The sequence below is a fragment of the Peptoniphilus sp. BV3C26 genome (assembly GCF_000478985.1).
GTDB lineage: Bacteria > Bacillota > Clostridia > Tissierellales > Peptoniphilaceae > Peptoniphilus_B > Peptoniphilus_B koenoeneniae.
The window spans coordinates 17,749-32,271 of sequence record NZ_AWXB01000063.1 but is presented as its reverse complement, the minus strand read 5'-3'; the positions used below and the strand labels follow the sequence as shown (position 1 = coordinate 32,271).

At 27.7% G+C, this 14,523-nt stretch carries 14 protein-coding genes and 1 tRNA gene; 14 read left to right on the top strand and 1 reads right to left on the bottom strand.

The features are described from left to right. The 11 genes from topA to HMPREF1253_RS07830 all read left to right on the top strand — a co-directional run bounded on the left by topA (position 1) and on the right by HMPREF1253_RS07830 (position 10,775). Positions 1 to 2,073, top strand: a complete 2,073-nt coding sequence (gene topA, locus HMPREF1253_RS07880; RefSeq protein WP_023056255.1) for a type I DNA topoisomerase — start codon at positions 1 to 3, stop codon at positions 2,071 to 2,073. Then, positions 2,063 to 3,484 carry a GspE/PulE family protein gene (locus HMPREF1253_RS07875; protein ID WP_023056228.1) on the top strand — a complete coding sequence of 474 codons (1,422 nt, stop codon included), beginning with the start codon at positions 2,063 to 2,065 and terminating at the stop codon, positions 3,482 to 3,484. Before topA ends, HMPREF1253_RS07875 begins: the two co-directional genes overlap by 11 nt. 11 nt (positions 3,485 to 3,495) lie before the next feature. Further along, positions 3,496 to 4,674 (top strand): type II secretion system F family protein, encoded by a 1,179-nt coding sequence (locus HMPREF1253_RS07870; protein ID WP_023056253.1) that lies wholly within the window; start codon positions 3,496 to 3,498, stop codon positions 4,672 to 4,674. Positions 4,675 to 4,676: 2 nt separating this feature from the next. Continuing rightward, entirely contained in the window at positions 4,677 to 5,036 is a 360-nt protein-coding gene (locus HMPREF1253_RS10655; protein ID WP_023056229.1) for a prepilin-type N-terminal cleavage/methylation domain-containing protein, read from the top strand. Beyond that, a complete protein-coding gene (locus HMPREF1253_RS07860; RefSeq protein WP_023056226.1) occupies positions 5,033 to 5,743 on the top strand; it encodes an A24 family peptidase in 711 nt (236 codons plus the stop codon). Before HMPREF1253_RS10655 ends, HMPREF1253_RS07860 begins: the two co-directional genes overlap by 4 nt. After that, a complete protein-coding gene (locus HMPREF1253_RS07855; protein ID WP_023056276.1) occupies positions 5,731 to 6,570 on the top strand; it encodes a hypothetical protein in 840 nt (279 codons plus the stop codon). Before HMPREF1253_RS07860 ends, HMPREF1253_RS07855 begins: the two co-directional genes overlap by 13 nt. Before the next feature lie 61 nt (positions 6,571 to 6,631). Further along, entirely contained in the window at positions 6,632 to 6,985 is a 354-nt protein-coding gene (locus tag HMPREF1253_RS07850) for a hypothetical protein (RefSeq protein ID WP_155803761.1), read from the top strand. Next, the gene (locus HMPREF1253_RS07845) at positions 6,985 to 7,968 is read left to right on the top strand and encodes an AIR synthase family protein (protein ID WP_023056245.1); all 984 of its coding nucleotides are present in this window, start codon (positions 6,985 to 6,987) and stop codon (positions 7,966 to 7,968) included. Before HMPREF1253_RS07850 ends, HMPREF1253_RS07845 begins: the two co-directional genes overlap by 1 nt. Before the next feature lie 47 nt (positions 7,969 to 8,015). Next, positions 8,016 to 9,338 (top strand): N-acetylmuramoyl-L-alanine amidase, encoded by a 1,323-nt coding sequence (locus HMPREF1253_RS07840; RefSeq protein WP_023056218.1) that lies wholly within the window; start codon positions 8,016 to 8,018, stop codon positions 9,336 to 9,338. A 9-nt stretch (positions 9,339 to 9,347) separates the two neighbouring features. After that, positions 9,348 to 10,652, top strand: a complete 1,305-nt coding sequence (rph, locus tag HMPREF1253_RS10650) for a ribonuclease PH (protein ID WP_023056259.1) — start codon at positions 9,348 to 9,350, stop codon at positions 10,650 to 10,652. Between the two features lie 46 nt (positions 10,653 to 10,698). Further along, positions 10,699 to 10,775, top strand: a tRNA-His gene (locus HMPREF1253_RS07830). A 99-nt stretch (positions 10,776 to 10,874) separates the two neighbouring features. Here HMPREF1253_RS07830 and ychF read toward each other — a convergent pair. Then, positions 10,875 to 11,969 carry a redox-regulated ATPase YchF gene (gene ychF / locus HMPREF1253_RS07825; RefSeq protein WP_023056270.1) on the bottom strand — a complete coding sequence of 365 codons (1,095 nt, stop codon included), beginning with the start codon at positions 11,967 to 11,969 and terminating at the stop codon, positions 10,875 to 10,877. Positions 11,970 to 12,180: 211 nt separating this feature from the next. Between ychF and HMPREF1253_RS07820 the strand changes: the two genes are divergently transcribed. From HMPREF1253_RS07820 to HMPREF1253_RS07810, 3 genes are all read left to right on the top strand, one after another. Continuing rightward, a complete protein-coding gene (locus tag HMPREF1253_RS07820; protein WP_081696622.1) occupies positions 12,181 to 13,281 on the top strand; it encodes an ATP-binding cassette domain-containing protein in 1,101 nt (366 codons plus the stop codon). 1 nt (position 13,282) lies between these two features. Next, on the top strand, positions 13,283 to 14,104 hold the full coding sequence (locus tag HMPREF1253_RS07815) for an ABC transporter permease subunit (RefSeq protein WP_023056278.1): 822 nt from the start codon (positions 13,283 to 13,285) through the stop codon (positions 14,102 to 14,104). A 93-nt stretch (positions 14,105 to 14,197) separates the two neighbouring features. Next, positions 14,198 to 14,515: a YbjQ family protein gene (locus HMPREF1253_RS07810; RefSeq protein WP_023056281.1), complete on the top strand. Its 318-nt coding sequence runs from the start codon at positions 14,198 to 14,200 to the stop codon at positions 14,513 to 14,515. Positions 14,516 to 14,523: the final 8 nt, after the last annotated feature.

Here is a 14,523-nt window from a genome sequence, read left to right as displayed (position 1 = left end):
TTGGTAAAGAATTTAGTGATTGTAGAGTCGCCGACTAAGGCAAAAACAATAAAAAAGATGCTTGGAAGAAATTATAATGTCATTGCTTCAGTAGGTCACATAAGAGATCTTCCGAAATCAAGAATAGGAATTGATATAGAAAAGGATTTTGAGCCGGAATATATAAATATAAGAGGCAAGGGTTCAATAATAAAAGAATTGAAAAAAAACGCAAAGGAAGCTGACAATGTTTTTTTGGCAACTGACCCCGATAGGGAAGGAGAAGCTATCTCCTGGCATTTATGTCATATTTTGGAATTAGATCCTAAAGAAAAAAATAGGGTTACCTTTAATGAAATAACAAAGGATACTGTAAAAAGTCAAATAAAAAATCCAAGAGAAATAGATATGTATTTGGTAGACGCTCAACAAGCGAGAAGATTACTTGACAGACTTGCAGGTTATAAAATAAGTCCTTTTTTGTGGAAGAAAATTAAAAGTGGTCTGTCAGCTGGACGAGTTCAGTCTGTTGTTTTAAAAATAATTTGTGACAGAGAAAAAGAAATAGAAGAATTTATTCCTGAAGAATATTTTACAATAGAAGCTGAACATAAAAAAAATAAAACAAGTTTTACTTCAGAATTTTATGGAAAACTTATAAAAGATAAAATAGAAAAAGTAAAAATATCTAATGAAAAAGAAGCGAAAGAAATTTTAAAATCAATTGATAAGAAAAATTTTTCAGTATTTAAATTAGATAAGGGAACAAAGAGAAGACAGGCCTTTAATCCTTTTACAACATCAACCTTACAACAAGAAGCATCAAGAAAAATAGGTTTTTCTACAAAAAAAACAATGAGAATAGCTCAAAGTTTATATGAAGGAATAAATTTGCCCTCAGAAGGATCTGTAGGTTTAATTACCTATATGAGAACGGATTCTGTAAGAATTTCAGATCAAGCTCAGGCAAAAGCTTTTGAATTTATAGAAAAAAATTATGGAAAAAATTATTTAGGTCATAAAAAAACTACAAAAGCAAAGCAAGGTGTACAAGATGCCCATGAATGTATAAGACCTACAGATGTATTTAAAAGTCCATCAAGTATAAAAGAAGCTCTCTCAAGAGATGAGCTTAAGCTTTATACCTTAATTTGGAAAAGATTTTTGGCTTCCTTAATGGCAGATGCAGTTTATGACACAATTTCTCTTGATTTAAAATCTAATGATAATATTTTTAAGGCAAGGGGCTCAAAAATTAATTTCGAAGGATTTTTAAGAGTATATGATTTGTTAAATGAAAAAGACAAGCTTTTACCTGATCTTTTAGAAGGAGAAATTTTAAATACGGAAAAAGTTGAACCTATTAAGCATTTTACTCAAGGACCACCAAGATATAATGAAGCATCTTTAATAAAGTTACTTGAAGATTTAGGCATAGGCAGACCTTCAACTTATTCACCTACTATAAGCACATTACAATCAAGAAATTACGTAAGCCTTGAAGATAAAAAATTTATACCTACTGAGCTTGGTGAAACTGTAAATAAAGTTTTAAGTAAATATTTTAAAGAAATTGTAGATAAAAACTTTACTGCAAAATTAGAAGATGACTTAGATAAAATTGCAGATGGAAATTTACAGTGGAAAGAAGTTTTAAGAGAGTTTTATGATGGCATAAAAGAAGATTTAAAAGTAGCAGAAGATGAAATGGATAAAATAAAAATAGAAGATGAAGTCACTGATGAAATATGCGAAAAATGCGGAAGACATATGGTAATCAAAATGGGTCGTTACGGAAAATTTTTAGCTTGTCCAGGATTTCCCGAATGTAGAAATTCAAAGCCTCTTCTTGAAAAAATTGGATTAAAATGTCCTAAATGTAATGATGGAGAAATAGTTATAAAACGCTCAAAAAAAGGTAGAAAATTTTATGGATGTTCAAATTATCCTAAATGTGATTTTGTATCTTGGAATGAACCAGTAGATAAAAAATGTCCAAAATGTTCACATAATCTTTCAAAAGTCACAACAAGAAAAGGATTAGTTTTAAAATGTGAAAATTGCGGATATGTGGAAGAAAAAAATGGAAATTAATGAAATTTTAAAAATTATAGATAAAAATTTCGCTTATGAATATAAACTTGTCCCTGTAAAAATTCTTGGGGACAAGATATATTTTTATGTCCTAAATGAAGATTTAGATGTTAAAAAAAATCTTGAAGCCTTACTAAATAAAAGTCTTATTTTTCAAAAAGTAGATGAAGAAAAATTAAATAGACAAATTAAAATTACATATAAAAATAAATTTTCAATAGAAAATGAGATAAATAAGTTAAATGTTGAATCGGACAATTTTATGGAAAATTTAGATGATTTAAATTCTCCTATAGCAAAGATAATAGATAAAATAGTTATGTATTCTATTGAAAAAAAGGCTTCAGATATTCATTTTGACCCCTATGAAAAATATAGCACCATAAGAATTAGAAGAGATGGTGTTTTAAAAGATTTAGTAAACATAAAAAAAGAAATAACTCTAAAAATTATTTCCAGAATAAAAATTTTATCAGGTTTAGATATTTCTGAAAAAAGGTTACCTCAAGATGGAAGAATGACCTATGAAAATCGAAATCTTAAAGTTGATATAAGAGTTTCTACAGTTCCCACAGTTTTTGGAGAAAAAATTGTTCTTAGAATATTAGATAAGATAAATTTAAATTTAACTTTTGACGGCATAGGTCTTAAGGCAAACGATAGAGAAAGTATTGAAAATTTAATAAAGCAACCAAGTGGATTAATTTTAGTTTGTGGTCCTACTGGAAGCGGAAAAACTTCAACAATATATTCAATTCTTGAAAAAATAAAAAATCCTGAAATTAATATTATGACCATAGAGGATCCTGTTGAATATAAAATTGAAGGAATAAATCAAATACCAGTAAATGAAAAAACTGGATTGGATTTTGAACAGGGCTTGAGGGCAATTTTAAGACAAGATCCTGATAAAATAATGGTTGGAGAAATTAGAAATGTTGAAACTGCAAAAATTGCCCTGAGATCATCAATAACAGGTCATTTAGTTTTATCAACTCTTCATACAAATAATTCGGCACAAGCAATAATAAGATTAAAGGATATGGGAATTATGAATTACCAAATAAGAGCAGGCATAATAGGGATAATTTCTCAAAGACTTGTTAGAGTTTTATGTCCTCACTGCAAAATAAGAAAACATTCCTATGTTGATATTTTTGACCAAGAAATGGATTATTATGAAAATGGATATTGTGAATTTTGTGATAATGGCTATATAGGAAGAAAAGCAGTTTTTGAAATTTTAGATTTTACAAAAATAAGAGATAAGATTGAAGATTTATCAAATTTATCCGAAATTGAAAATCTTGCAAAAGAAAGCGGTATGATTGAATTAAAGGAAAGTTTTAAAAAACTTTTGTCAGATGGACTTATATCTTTAGATGAAGTTTATAAAAATATTTTCCATTAATGAGGGGTTATATGAATTTTTCTTACAGAGCTTTAAACGATCAAGGAAAAATTGAAAAGGGAAAAATTATTTCGCAAAGTCGTCAAGATGCTATTTTAAAACTGAAAAATAGAAATTCAAGACCCATAGAAGTTAAAAAATCCATAGAATTTAATAGTGAAATTAAACTCAGCAAAAAAAGATGGACATATGAAGAGGTTGCACTTTTATCCAGGGAATACTATATTCTTTTAAGTTCCGGAATAAGTCTTGAAATGGCAAGTGAGATTTTATCAGGGGAATTTAATGATTATAAGGGCGAATTTTTAAAAAACATATGTAAAAAATTAAAAGAAGGAAAAAGTTTAAGCACCTGCTTTTTTGAAGAAAAAAATATGCCTAAATGGACTGGTTCTTTAATTAAAGGTGCGGAATCCACAGGAAATTTAAACACTGTTTTTTATGAAATAAGTAACTATTATTTTAAAAGAGCTTTAGTTAAAAAAGAAATAATTAACGCCTTTACATATCCCATAATACTTTTTACAGTTTTTATTTTAGTTCTTAATTTTTTGCTGATAAATGTTTTGCCGAAATTTAGTGATATTTTTAGAGACAGTGGAGTAGAGCTTCCTTTGCTAACTAAATTTATTATTAATATTTCAAGTTTTATTAAAAATAATATTTTTATAATTTTTCCATTATTTATTATTTCAATTTTTTTGATAATTTATTATTTATTAACTTCAAAAAGAAAATTTTTAGAGAAAATGATTTTAAAATCTAAGATTGGAAATTTGGATTTTTTAAATAAATTTACAAGTACAATGAATTTATTTTTAAAAGCTGATTTTAATTTAAGCGAGGCTTTAAATTATTATGCTAAAAATTCTGAATTTTATATAAAAGACAAAATGTTAGATACAGTTAGAAAAATAAATGGAGGAGAATCTATTTCAAAATCTCTGGAAGAAACTAAGCTTTTTCCTAAAATATACATTTCAATTTTAAAAGCAAGCGAAGAATCAGCATCCTTTAAAGTTGCTTTTGAAGAATTGGATAAATATTACAAAGATGAATTGGATATAAATTTAAAGAGATTTGTAAGTTTGTTAGAGCCTGCTTTGATTATTTTTTTGTCAATTTTAGTCGGTTTTGTAGTTTTAGGAGTAGCAATTCCTATGTTTGATTTAGTAAATTTAGTGAGGTAAAAATGAAATTTAAAAAGAAAAAGGGTTTTACACTAATTGAATTAATAATTGTCATAGCTATAATAGCAGTTTTAGCATCAATAGCCATACCTAAGTATCAAAATTCAAATTTAAAAGCAAAGGCGGCAGCCCATAATGCAAATGTAGTAATTTTAAAAAATGCTGCAGCTTCATTTTTGGCTGATAATCCCAATGCAACATCTATAAGTGATGCTGATATTTTAAATTATATTGAAGGTGGCAAAATGCCTAAAACTTATAATGATGGGACATTTAAGGTAGAGCTTGATGGAAATAAAAATATTATAGTAAGTCCCGGAATGGTTGAAATTAAAAATAATAACATAGTTGAAACGCAATGATTTTATTTTTTATATTCTTTCTCGGCTCCTCAATTGCATCTTTTGTCCTTTGCTTAAATGAAAGAAGAAACGCTGGGGAAGATTTTATTTTTTCAAGGAGCAAATGCGACAATTGTAAAAAAATTATACCTATGTATTTGGAAATCCCCTTAATAAGCTATATATTTTTGAGGGGAAAATGCAGATATTGTAAGGAAAAGATTTCTTTTATCTATCCTTTTATTGAACTAATAGGAGGACTTAGTTTAATTTTTATATTTAAAAACCAATCAAAAGATTTAATTTTATTAGCAATTAAAGGTCTATTGTTTTTCATTTGCTTAAGTATATTTTTAAGTGATTTTTTTTATAAAGATATTTATGATTTTGATGTATTTATTTTGTACATATTTTTAGCAATTTTAAATTTTTATAAAGGAAATTTTAAAGAATTTATTTTGCCCTATATTTTTTTACTATTAGTTTTTTATTTAATTTTTATAATTACAAAGTCTATGGGGTCAGGAGATATTTTACTTGGAGCAAGCTTAGGACTTGTAAGTTCAAATATATTTGAAGCTTTTAGATATTTTACCTACACATTTAGTCTTGGAGCTTTAGTAGGAATAATTTTAATTCTTTTAAAGAAAAAAGGTAGAAAAGATGAAATTGCTTTTGGACCTTTTATTTTGGTTGTTTTATTTGGAGTAATATTTTGCAAGTATTAAATTTATTTATTGAAGACAAAAAAATTACATATTTTTATGGAAAAAAACGAGAATTATTAATACCAGAGGGTGTTTTAAAAGATTGCGAGATTATAGATTTTAATCATATTTTTTATTTGTTGAAAAAAGAAATAGAATTAAATGACATAGCAAAAGACACTTTATTTAATTTAATTTTTTTACAAGGTTTTAAATTTCATTGTCAAAAATTTGAGAACATAAAGAAAGATGATCTAGAAAATTTATTGGAAATAGAATTTGAAAATTCTTCTGATAAAGTTTATATAGACATAGAGGATCAAGAAGATAATTATTTTTCCTATTCAACAATACCTGAAAAAAATCGTTTAAAGTATGAAGAAGTTTTCGAAAAATTAAATTTAAAATTAAATCAGATTTTAAATTTAAGCTCTCTTTTTAAATTTTATGAAGATGGAGCCTATGTTATAATTACACAGTCTCTAATAGTTTTGGCAATAAAAGATAAGATTTTAAAAGAATTTAATTTTTATAGTACTGATAAGCTTAATAGTTTGTATGAAGACAATAATTTAATCTATGAAAATGTAAAAAATATTCTTAATTCTATAGAAGATCCACAGGACAGCTTCATCGAGGACGATTTTTTACTTAAGTTTAATTTTTATTTAAATGAGCAAACTATGAAAATAGTTAAAAAGTTACAAGAAAATAAATTTGAAAAAATTTATTTAAGTGGAGATTTATTTTTTGATTTTCAAAGATATAAAGATTTGTTCAGGGAATTTCAAATTGAACCTTTTGATGTTTTCAAATCTCAAGTTCCTAAAAAACGAAAAAAAAGTTAAATTAAAAAATAAAAACCTTCAAATTTTAACTTCTATATTTTTAATTTTTGCTTTAGTAAATTTGTTTTTTTATAATAATTCAAAGAGAGAGCTCCAAAATTTAAAATTAGAAAATGCAAAATTAATTGAGAAAATTTCAGAAAACAAATCGAAAGCTAAGGTTCAAGTCGTAGATGTGGAAGAAAAAGATCTAACTAAGAGATTTAATGAAGTACTAAATATTTTATTGGACGAAAAATCCGATGATATATTAATAACAGACTATTATATGGATAATCAAAAAATTGAAATAAGAGGTCTTGCAAGAGATAATGAAAAGGCGCTCTCTTTAAAAGAAAAATTAAAAAATTTTAATCCAAGTATAAGCTTAGATAAAAAAGATGTCGTTTATTTTATAATAAGTATGGAGGAATAATGGAAATAGGGAAAATTTCTAATAGTGATTTAGAAAAATTAATTTTTAAAAATTTAAATATAAAAAGAAAAGAAGTAGTAAGCTCATCAAAGGTAGGCATGGATTGTTCAATTATGGATTTTAAAGAGGATTTAATTGTCGTTTCCACAGATCCTATAACGGGAGCATCACAAAATATTGGGAATTTAGCAGTTAATATTTCTTGTAATGATGCTTATTGCGAATGCGCAGAGCCAGTAGGACTTTTGATGTGTTGTTTATTTCCTAAAAATATAAGTAAAGCTGAAATAGAAAATATTGTAAAGGATGCTTCCAAAGCTGCAGATAAGTTAAATGTTGATATTGTAGGAGGACATACTGAAATAACTGATGCAGTATCTAAAGTAGTAATTATAACCAGTGTAATTGCAAAAGTTTCTAAAAATAATATTCCTAAAAGAGATGAAATAAAACCGGGAGATAGAATTTTAGTTTCCAAGTATGTGGGAATTGAAGGGACTTCAATTATAGCTCATGATGATTTTAGCAATATTAAAAATATTTTAACTTCTGATGAAATGAAGCTTGCCAAATCTTTTAAGAATTTAATTTCCGTAAAAACAGAGTCTGAAATTGCAAAAAAAGTTGGAGTAAAAAATCTTCATGACATAACTGAAGGAGGTCTTCTTGGAGCTGCATGGGAGATGGCAAACAGTTCAGGCTATGGAATAGAAATTGAAAAAAATAAAGTTCCTATTACTGAAGTTACTAAAAAAATTTGCAATTATTATAAAATTGATCCTTTGAGATTAATTTCAAGCGGCTCTATGCTCTTTATAGCTGAAGAAAAAAATGCAAAAAGCATAATAGAAAGTGGAAAGGTTTTAAACTTGAATATAAGCGACATAGGCAAAATAGTTGAAAAAGGGATGTATTTAATTTCTGATAAAAAAGAAAAAATAGATGAGCCCAAACCCGATGAGTTATATAAAGTCATTAAATAAATTGACTGTTGATAAGACTTATAATAAACTTAAACACGGAGGTCTGTATGAAAAAAATAATATTAACAGGATTTTTGCTTTCAGCTTTGCTTTTGAGTGGCTCTGTATTTGCAGAAGAACAAATAAGTCAAGTAAATATAAATGGGAAAAGTATAGATGTTAGAAATACTAATGTAAAAGTTGATGGAAAAATTTTAAAAAGCGATTTTTCTCCCTATATAAGTAGCGGGAGGACTTTTGTTCCAATTAGAGAGCTTGTTGAAGGTTTGGGCGCTGAAGTTAAATGGGACAACCTTGAAAAGAGTGCGCTTATAAAATTTGAGAAAAAGGAAATTAAACTTAAAATAGATTCTAAAGTTTCATATATTTCAGGTAAAAAAATTATTTTAAATGAAAGTTCAATTCCAAAACTTGCAAAGTATAATGAGCCAAAAGAAGAAACTAAAACCATGGTTCCTTTAAGATTTGTATCAGAGGCTCTTGGCTATAAAGTTGATTGGAATAGTGAAGAAAACTTAGCAGTTATAACAACAGAAAAAGCTAAAGATTCAGATTTAATTACAGATGATAATAGTGGAACAAAAGAAAATAATTCAGAAAAAAAATCTAAAAAAAGAAAAAAAGACCTATCTTTAGTTAACAATCAATATATTTCAAATTCAGAAAAAAAAGAAATGAACAATGCTAAAAAATCCAACAGAATCTCTGCTTATAAGGCTGCAGGATTAAGTGAAGATGAATATAATATTGATCCAGGAAAGAGAAAAATAACAAAGACCATAAAAAAAGAAGGACCACTTACAATTGTAATTGATCCAGGACATGGAGGAAAAGACCCAGGAGCTAATTCATCTGTAATAAGTTCTATAAATGAAAAAGAATTGACTTTAAAAGTTGCGGAAAAACTTTATGAAAAACTGCAAGCAACAGACTATGAAGTACTTATGACCAGAAATTCTGATGAATATATAAAATTATTGGATAGGGCTCAATTATCAAATGAAAACAATTCAGAACTTTTCCTTTCAATACATTTTAATAGTTCAGATGAGAATAAATCAGCAAAAGGTATAGAAGTTTTGTATGCATCTGAAAAAAATGTAATAATAAAGACTGCTGAACAAAAACATTTTGCAAAATGTCTTTTAAATAGTCTTATTGATATTACAGGCTCTTCAAGTAGGGGAATAAAAAATAGACCGGACTTAATTGTTCTAAATAAAACTAAAAATGTATCCGCTCTTGCAGAACTTGGATTTTTATCAAATTCTTCAGATATGGATTCGATAATGAATGATGAATATCTTGATTTATTGGCACAGGGTCTATTTAACGGAATACAAGATTATGTAAATAATTATGTGGAATAGGACACAGAAATGAGAAAAAGAGAAAATAATTCAATTAGAGATTTAAAAATAACTACAAATTATTTAAAAGAACCGGAAGGATCATGTCTTATTGAAATGGGAAATACAAAAATAATTGTAACAGCTATGGTAGAGGATAAAGTTCCATTTTTTTTGAAAAACACAGGCAAAGGTTGGCTGAGTGCTGAATATTCAATGATACCAGGCTCAACGAAAATAAGAAAACAAAGAGACATTACTAAAGGCAAAATAGACGGAAGAAACCAAGAAATTCAAAGACTTGTCGGTAGAAGTTTAAGAGCAGCTATAGATTTAGATAAAATTGGAGAAAGAACAATTTGGATAGATTGTGATGTAATATCTGCTGACGGAGGAACCAGAACAGCAAGTATTACAGGAGGCTATGTAGCCTTAAAACTTGCCGTTAAAAAGATGCTATTAGATAAAATAATAGAAGAAAATCCCTTAAAAGAAAAAATTTCTGCAATTTCAGTAGGTAAAGTTCAAGGAAATATTTTGTTGGATCTTGAATATTCTGAAGATTCTATTGCAGATGTTGATATGAATGTTGTAATGAATTCAAAACATGACATAATTGAAATTCAGGGGACATCTGAAAGAAATCCTATGAATATTGATGAGATGAATGAAATGATCCTCTTAGCAAAAGATGGTATAGATAAAATTTTTAAAATAATAGATCAAAAAGTTCCTGATGAGAATATATATGTTTTAGCAACGGACAACATGCACAAAGTTTTAGAAATAGAGAAAATTATGGAAGACCTTCCAATAACTTTAAGAACAAAATCTCAAGAAGGCTTAAAAGATTTTGAGGTTGAAGAAAATGGAGAAAGTATTGAGGAAAATGCCCTTATTAAAGCTCGTGCAATAAAAGAAGCCTTAGGTTGTAGAAATGTTGTTTCTGATGACACAGGTCTTTTCGTAGATGAGCTTAATGGTGATCCAGGAGTTCACTCAGCAAGATATGCTTCAACTCACGATGATGAAAAAAATATAGATAAATTGCTTAAAAATTTAGGAGATTCAGAAAATAGAAAAGCTCACTTCAGAACAAGCATAGCTTTAATTGAAGAAGATGGAAGTGAAAAATTATTTAGCGGAAAAATTGATGGAGTTATTATAAAAGAGAGAAGAGGAGAGGGAGGATTCGGCTACGATTCCGTATTTGTCCCTGAAGGATATGACAAAACATTTGCTGAACTTGGAGACGAAATAAAAAATAAAATTTCTCATAGGGCAAAAGCAATAGAAAACTTAAAAGGATATTTAAACTATAAATATAAATGTTGACAAAGAATTTACTAAATGTTAACATTATAGAAGTTGCTTAGACTTGGTGGGTATGGCCTAGTTGGTTAGGGCGCAAGATTGTGGCTCTTGAGGTCGTGGGTTCGAATCCCACTACCCACCCCATATATTTATGATTAAATGTGGATTGAAATAGTTGTTTCAATTCACATTTTTTTTAATAATAAAAAAACATGTCAAATATTTATGCTAATGTTTTTATTTTTAAATGTTAAATCTAAATAAAACAACGTCCCCATCTTTCATAACATAATCTTTTCCTTCGGATCGAACAAGACCTAATTCTTTTGCCTTTACCATAGATCCACTGGATACTAAATCTTCATAAGATACAGTTTCCGCTCTTATAAAGCCCTTTTCAAAATCTGTATGAATTTTTCCTGCAGCTTGAGGAGCTTTTGAACCTTTTATAATTGTCCAAGCTCTTGTTTCCATAGGGCCTGTTGTCAAAAATGAAATCAATCCTAAAAGGGAATAAGAAGATTTAATTAATTTGTCAAGACCGGAGCTTTTTAATCCCATTTCTTCCAAAAACATTTTCTTTTCTTCGGGATCCAAAGTAGCAATTTCAGCTTCTGTTTCAGCAGAAATTACAACAACTTCATTGCCTTCTTTTTCTGCATAATTTCTTACACTTTCGACTAATTTATTATTTTTCCCGTCATTTTCTATATCATCATCTGAAACATTTGCAACATAGATAATAGGCTTTGAAGATAAAAGTTGATATGTTTTTAAAAATTTTTCCTCTTCTTCGTTTAAATCTAAATTTCTGATAGATTCTCCTTTTTCAAGAGTGCTTTTAATTTTTCCTAAAAGCTCAAATTCTTTTGTAAGTGTTTTATCACCCTTTAATTGTTTTTGAGTTTTTGAATATCTTTTTTCAATTACTTCAAGGTCTGATAAAATCAATTCCAAGTTAATATTTTCAATATCTCTAATAGGATCTACACTACCGTCAACATGAATAATATTGTCATCTTCAAAACATCTTACAACTTCTACAATGGCATCAACTTCTCTAATATTTGCTAAAAATTGATTGCCAAGTCCTTCGCCTTTGCTTGCACCTTTTACAAGGCCGGCTATATCAAAAAATTCTATTGCTGTTGGAACAATTTTTTCAGATTTGCTCATTTCAGCAAGAACTTCAAGTCTCTCATCAGGTACACTTACAACGCCTATATTGGGTTCTATAGTTGCAAAAGGATAATTTGCAGCTTCAGCTCCCGCTTCAGTAAGTGCATTAAATAAAGTGGATTTTCCTACATTAGGTAAACCTACAATTCCAAGTTTCATTTAATCGCCTCATTTCCTAAATTATTATAACATAGATTAAGCCTATTCTTATTGGTTTTAAACTAAACATATTGTATAATATATTAGAAACTATGAAAAGGAGGTAACACTTTGAGTGCTATATTAATAAAAGAACTTTCTAAGAGAATCGGAAAAGGCAAAGTTTTTTTCTGACTTTAATCTTGAAGTTCCTGAAGGAGAATTTTTTGCACTGCTTGCTCCTGAAAAAAGAGGAAAAACAACTCTTTTTAGAATTCTATTTAACTTTTTAAAACCGAATAAAGGTAAGGTCTATATTTTTGATATGGATACGGTGAAAGATTCTAAAATAATAAAAGAATCTGTAGGCTTTGTACCAAATGAAGTTATGCTTAGAGAAAATGTAAAAGCATCTTCAATATTTAATAAGACATTATCTGCTCACAATTTAAAGAACAAAGACGAACTTGAAAAATTGCTTGATTATTTTGGCTTTAATGAAAGACTTAGAATAGGAGAGATGACTGAAAGAGAAAAGAGAATTTTTACTATTATCAACGCTCTTTTATTTAAACCAAGACTTGTAGTCTTTGATAATGCAACAAATGAATTAAACCAAGATGATTTGACAAAACTTTTTACTTATTTAAAAGATTTAAAAAGAGAAGAAAATTTAACAGTATTTCTATTATCCGATAACTTATCTTTAGCTCAAAGCTATTGCGACAGAGTTGCAATTATTTCAGAAGGAGCGGTTAAAGATATTGAGTATACAAATGATAAACTAAGTAATGATAAAAAAATTATTATTAAAGAAAATATTGGCGATTTAAACGAATTTACTAAAGTTGGAGCAAGGGTAATTAAAGATGAATTAAATCATAAAGAGCTTTATTACAATGGAGATTTGAGGAAAATAAGTAAGATTTTATTTGATTTGGATATTATTAATTACAGCATCTTAGATTCAACTTTGGAAGATAAAATTAATGCTTTAAAAGAAGGACCTCTTCCAAAATTTGAAAATGAAAGAGAAAGAGATGAAGTTCCTGAAATAATTGATTTTAAAAACCAAACTATGTATGAACAAACATATATAGAAGAAGTTGACAACCCTATTGACGTTGAAGAAACAACAGAAGATAATGTTGAAGAAACAACTGAAGATAATAATGTTTTTGAATCCTCTTATGAAAATAGGGAGGATAGAGATTTTTCAGAAACTTTCAACGATGAAACTTTAGTAATTGATAAAGATTCAGAAAATTCAAATTTTACAGATTCAAATAGTCAAACTATAAACTTTAGCTATAAGCAAAAGGAGGAAGAGTGAAATGGTGTTTTCTAAAGAATTTAAATCCACTTTTGGAAAGATGATAGCCTGGTTATTGGTAATTGCAATTTTAACTGGTCTTTTGTTAGCGTTTTATCCTTTAATGCTTGAAGATAGAATGAAGAGTCTTGTAGAAACATTTGTAAATGAACTCAGCCCAAACTTAAAAATGGTTTTAGGTTTGGAAGAATCTATTGATTTAACTGATCCCGGTCAATATATTGCTTTTATTTTTCAATACATTGCAGTTTTGATTTCAATTTTTGCTTTCCAAATAGGAGCACAAGCTCTTGCGAAGGAAGAAGAAACAGGTTCAATACAATATATTTATTCAAATCCTATTAATAGAAGTGAAATAGTTTCACAAAAACTATTTTCCAACATTACAACATTATTTATATTTTTATGCGGTCTATTTGGCATAACTTTTGCTTTTATAAAAGTAATTGCTCTTAAATATTCACAAATAGATAATGGAGAAAATTTAGTAAATCTTGTAATTATATTTTTAGGTATTTTAGCTACAGCTCTTGTATTTATGTCTATAGGATATTTCATTTCATCTTTTTCAAGAAGTTCATCCCATGCTGAGGGAGCAGGAATATTATTTGTAATAGTTGTAGTTTTAATTGTAATTGCAGGAAAAGTACTTGGCGAAACTTTCTTTGAAGTAGTAAATAAATTTTCATACGAAGTATTTAAACCAATAAGACTTATAAGTGCAAATTTTGATTTTATAGGTATGGGAATTAATTTAATAATTTTTATTTTAATGTTAGTTTTAACTTTCATAACTTATAATTCAAAAGAATTTAAATTTTAATTTTAAATTTTAAATCTGTTAGAAAATTTTCTAACAGATTTTTTTGAACTTTTTTAAAACTTGTGCAGATAAATAGTTAGGAGGACAAATAAAATGATATTAACAACAACAGAAAAAATTGAAGGAAAAGAAATTACAGAGTATTTAGGACTTGTTTATGGAGAAGTAGTAAACGGAATAAATGCAATAAAAGATTTCGGTGCAGGAGTTAGAAATATTTTCGGTGGACGTGCTGAAGGGTATGAAAGCGAAATAATAAGTGCAAGAGATGAAGCTTTAGAAGAATTAAAAACAAGAGCTTCTTCCATGGGAGCAGATGCAGTAATTGGCATAAGATTTGAGTTTGAAGTAATGGGACAAGGAAATATGCTTTTACTTAATATAAGTGGCACGGCAGTAAAAATTAAATAACTTTCAAG

Excerpts from the sequence above, each read along its gene's own strand:
- ychF (WP_023056270.1), bottom strand. The coding sequence starts at position 11,969 with ATGAAACTTGGAATTGTAGGTTTACCTAATGTAGGAAAATCCACTTTA.
- HMPREF1253_RS07875 (WP_023056228.1), top strand. The coding sequence starts at position 2,063 with ATGGAAATTAATGAAATTTTAAAAATTATAGATAAAAATTTCGCTTAT.
- HMPREF1253_RS07860 (WP_023056226.1), top strand. The coding sequence starts at position 5,033 with ATGATTTTATTTTTTATATTCTTTCTCGGCTCCTCAATTGCATCTTTT.
- HMPREF1253_RS07870 (WP_023056253.1), top strand. The coding sequence starts at position 3,496 with ATGAATTTTTCTTACAGAGCTTTAAACGATCAAGGAAAAATTGAAAAG.
- HMPREF1253_RS07815 (WP_023056278.1), top strand. The coding sequence starts at position 13,283 with ATGGTGTTTTCTAAAGAATTTAAATCCACTTTTGGAAAGATGATAGCC.
- rph (WP_023056259.1), top strand. The coding sequence starts at position 9,348 with ATGAGAAAAAGAGAAAATAATTCAATTAGAGATTTAAAAATAACTACA.
- HMPREF1253_RS07810 (WP_023056281.1), top strand. The coding sequence starts at position 14,198 with ATGATATTAACAACAACAGAAAAAATTGAAGGAAAAGAAATTACAGAG.
- HMPREF1253_RS07845 (WP_023056245.1), top strand. The coding sequence starts at position 6,985 with ATGGAAATAGGGAAAATTTCTAATAGTGATTTAGAAAAATTAATTTTT.
- HMPREF1253_RS07840 (WP_023056218.1), top strand. The coding sequence starts at position 8,016 with ATGAAAAAAATAATATTAACAGGATTTTTGCTTTCAGCTTTGCTTTTG.
- HMPREF1253_RS10655 (WP_023056229.1), top strand. The coding sequence starts at position 4,677 with ATGAAATTTAAAAAGAAAAAGGGTTTTACACTAATTGAATTAATAATT.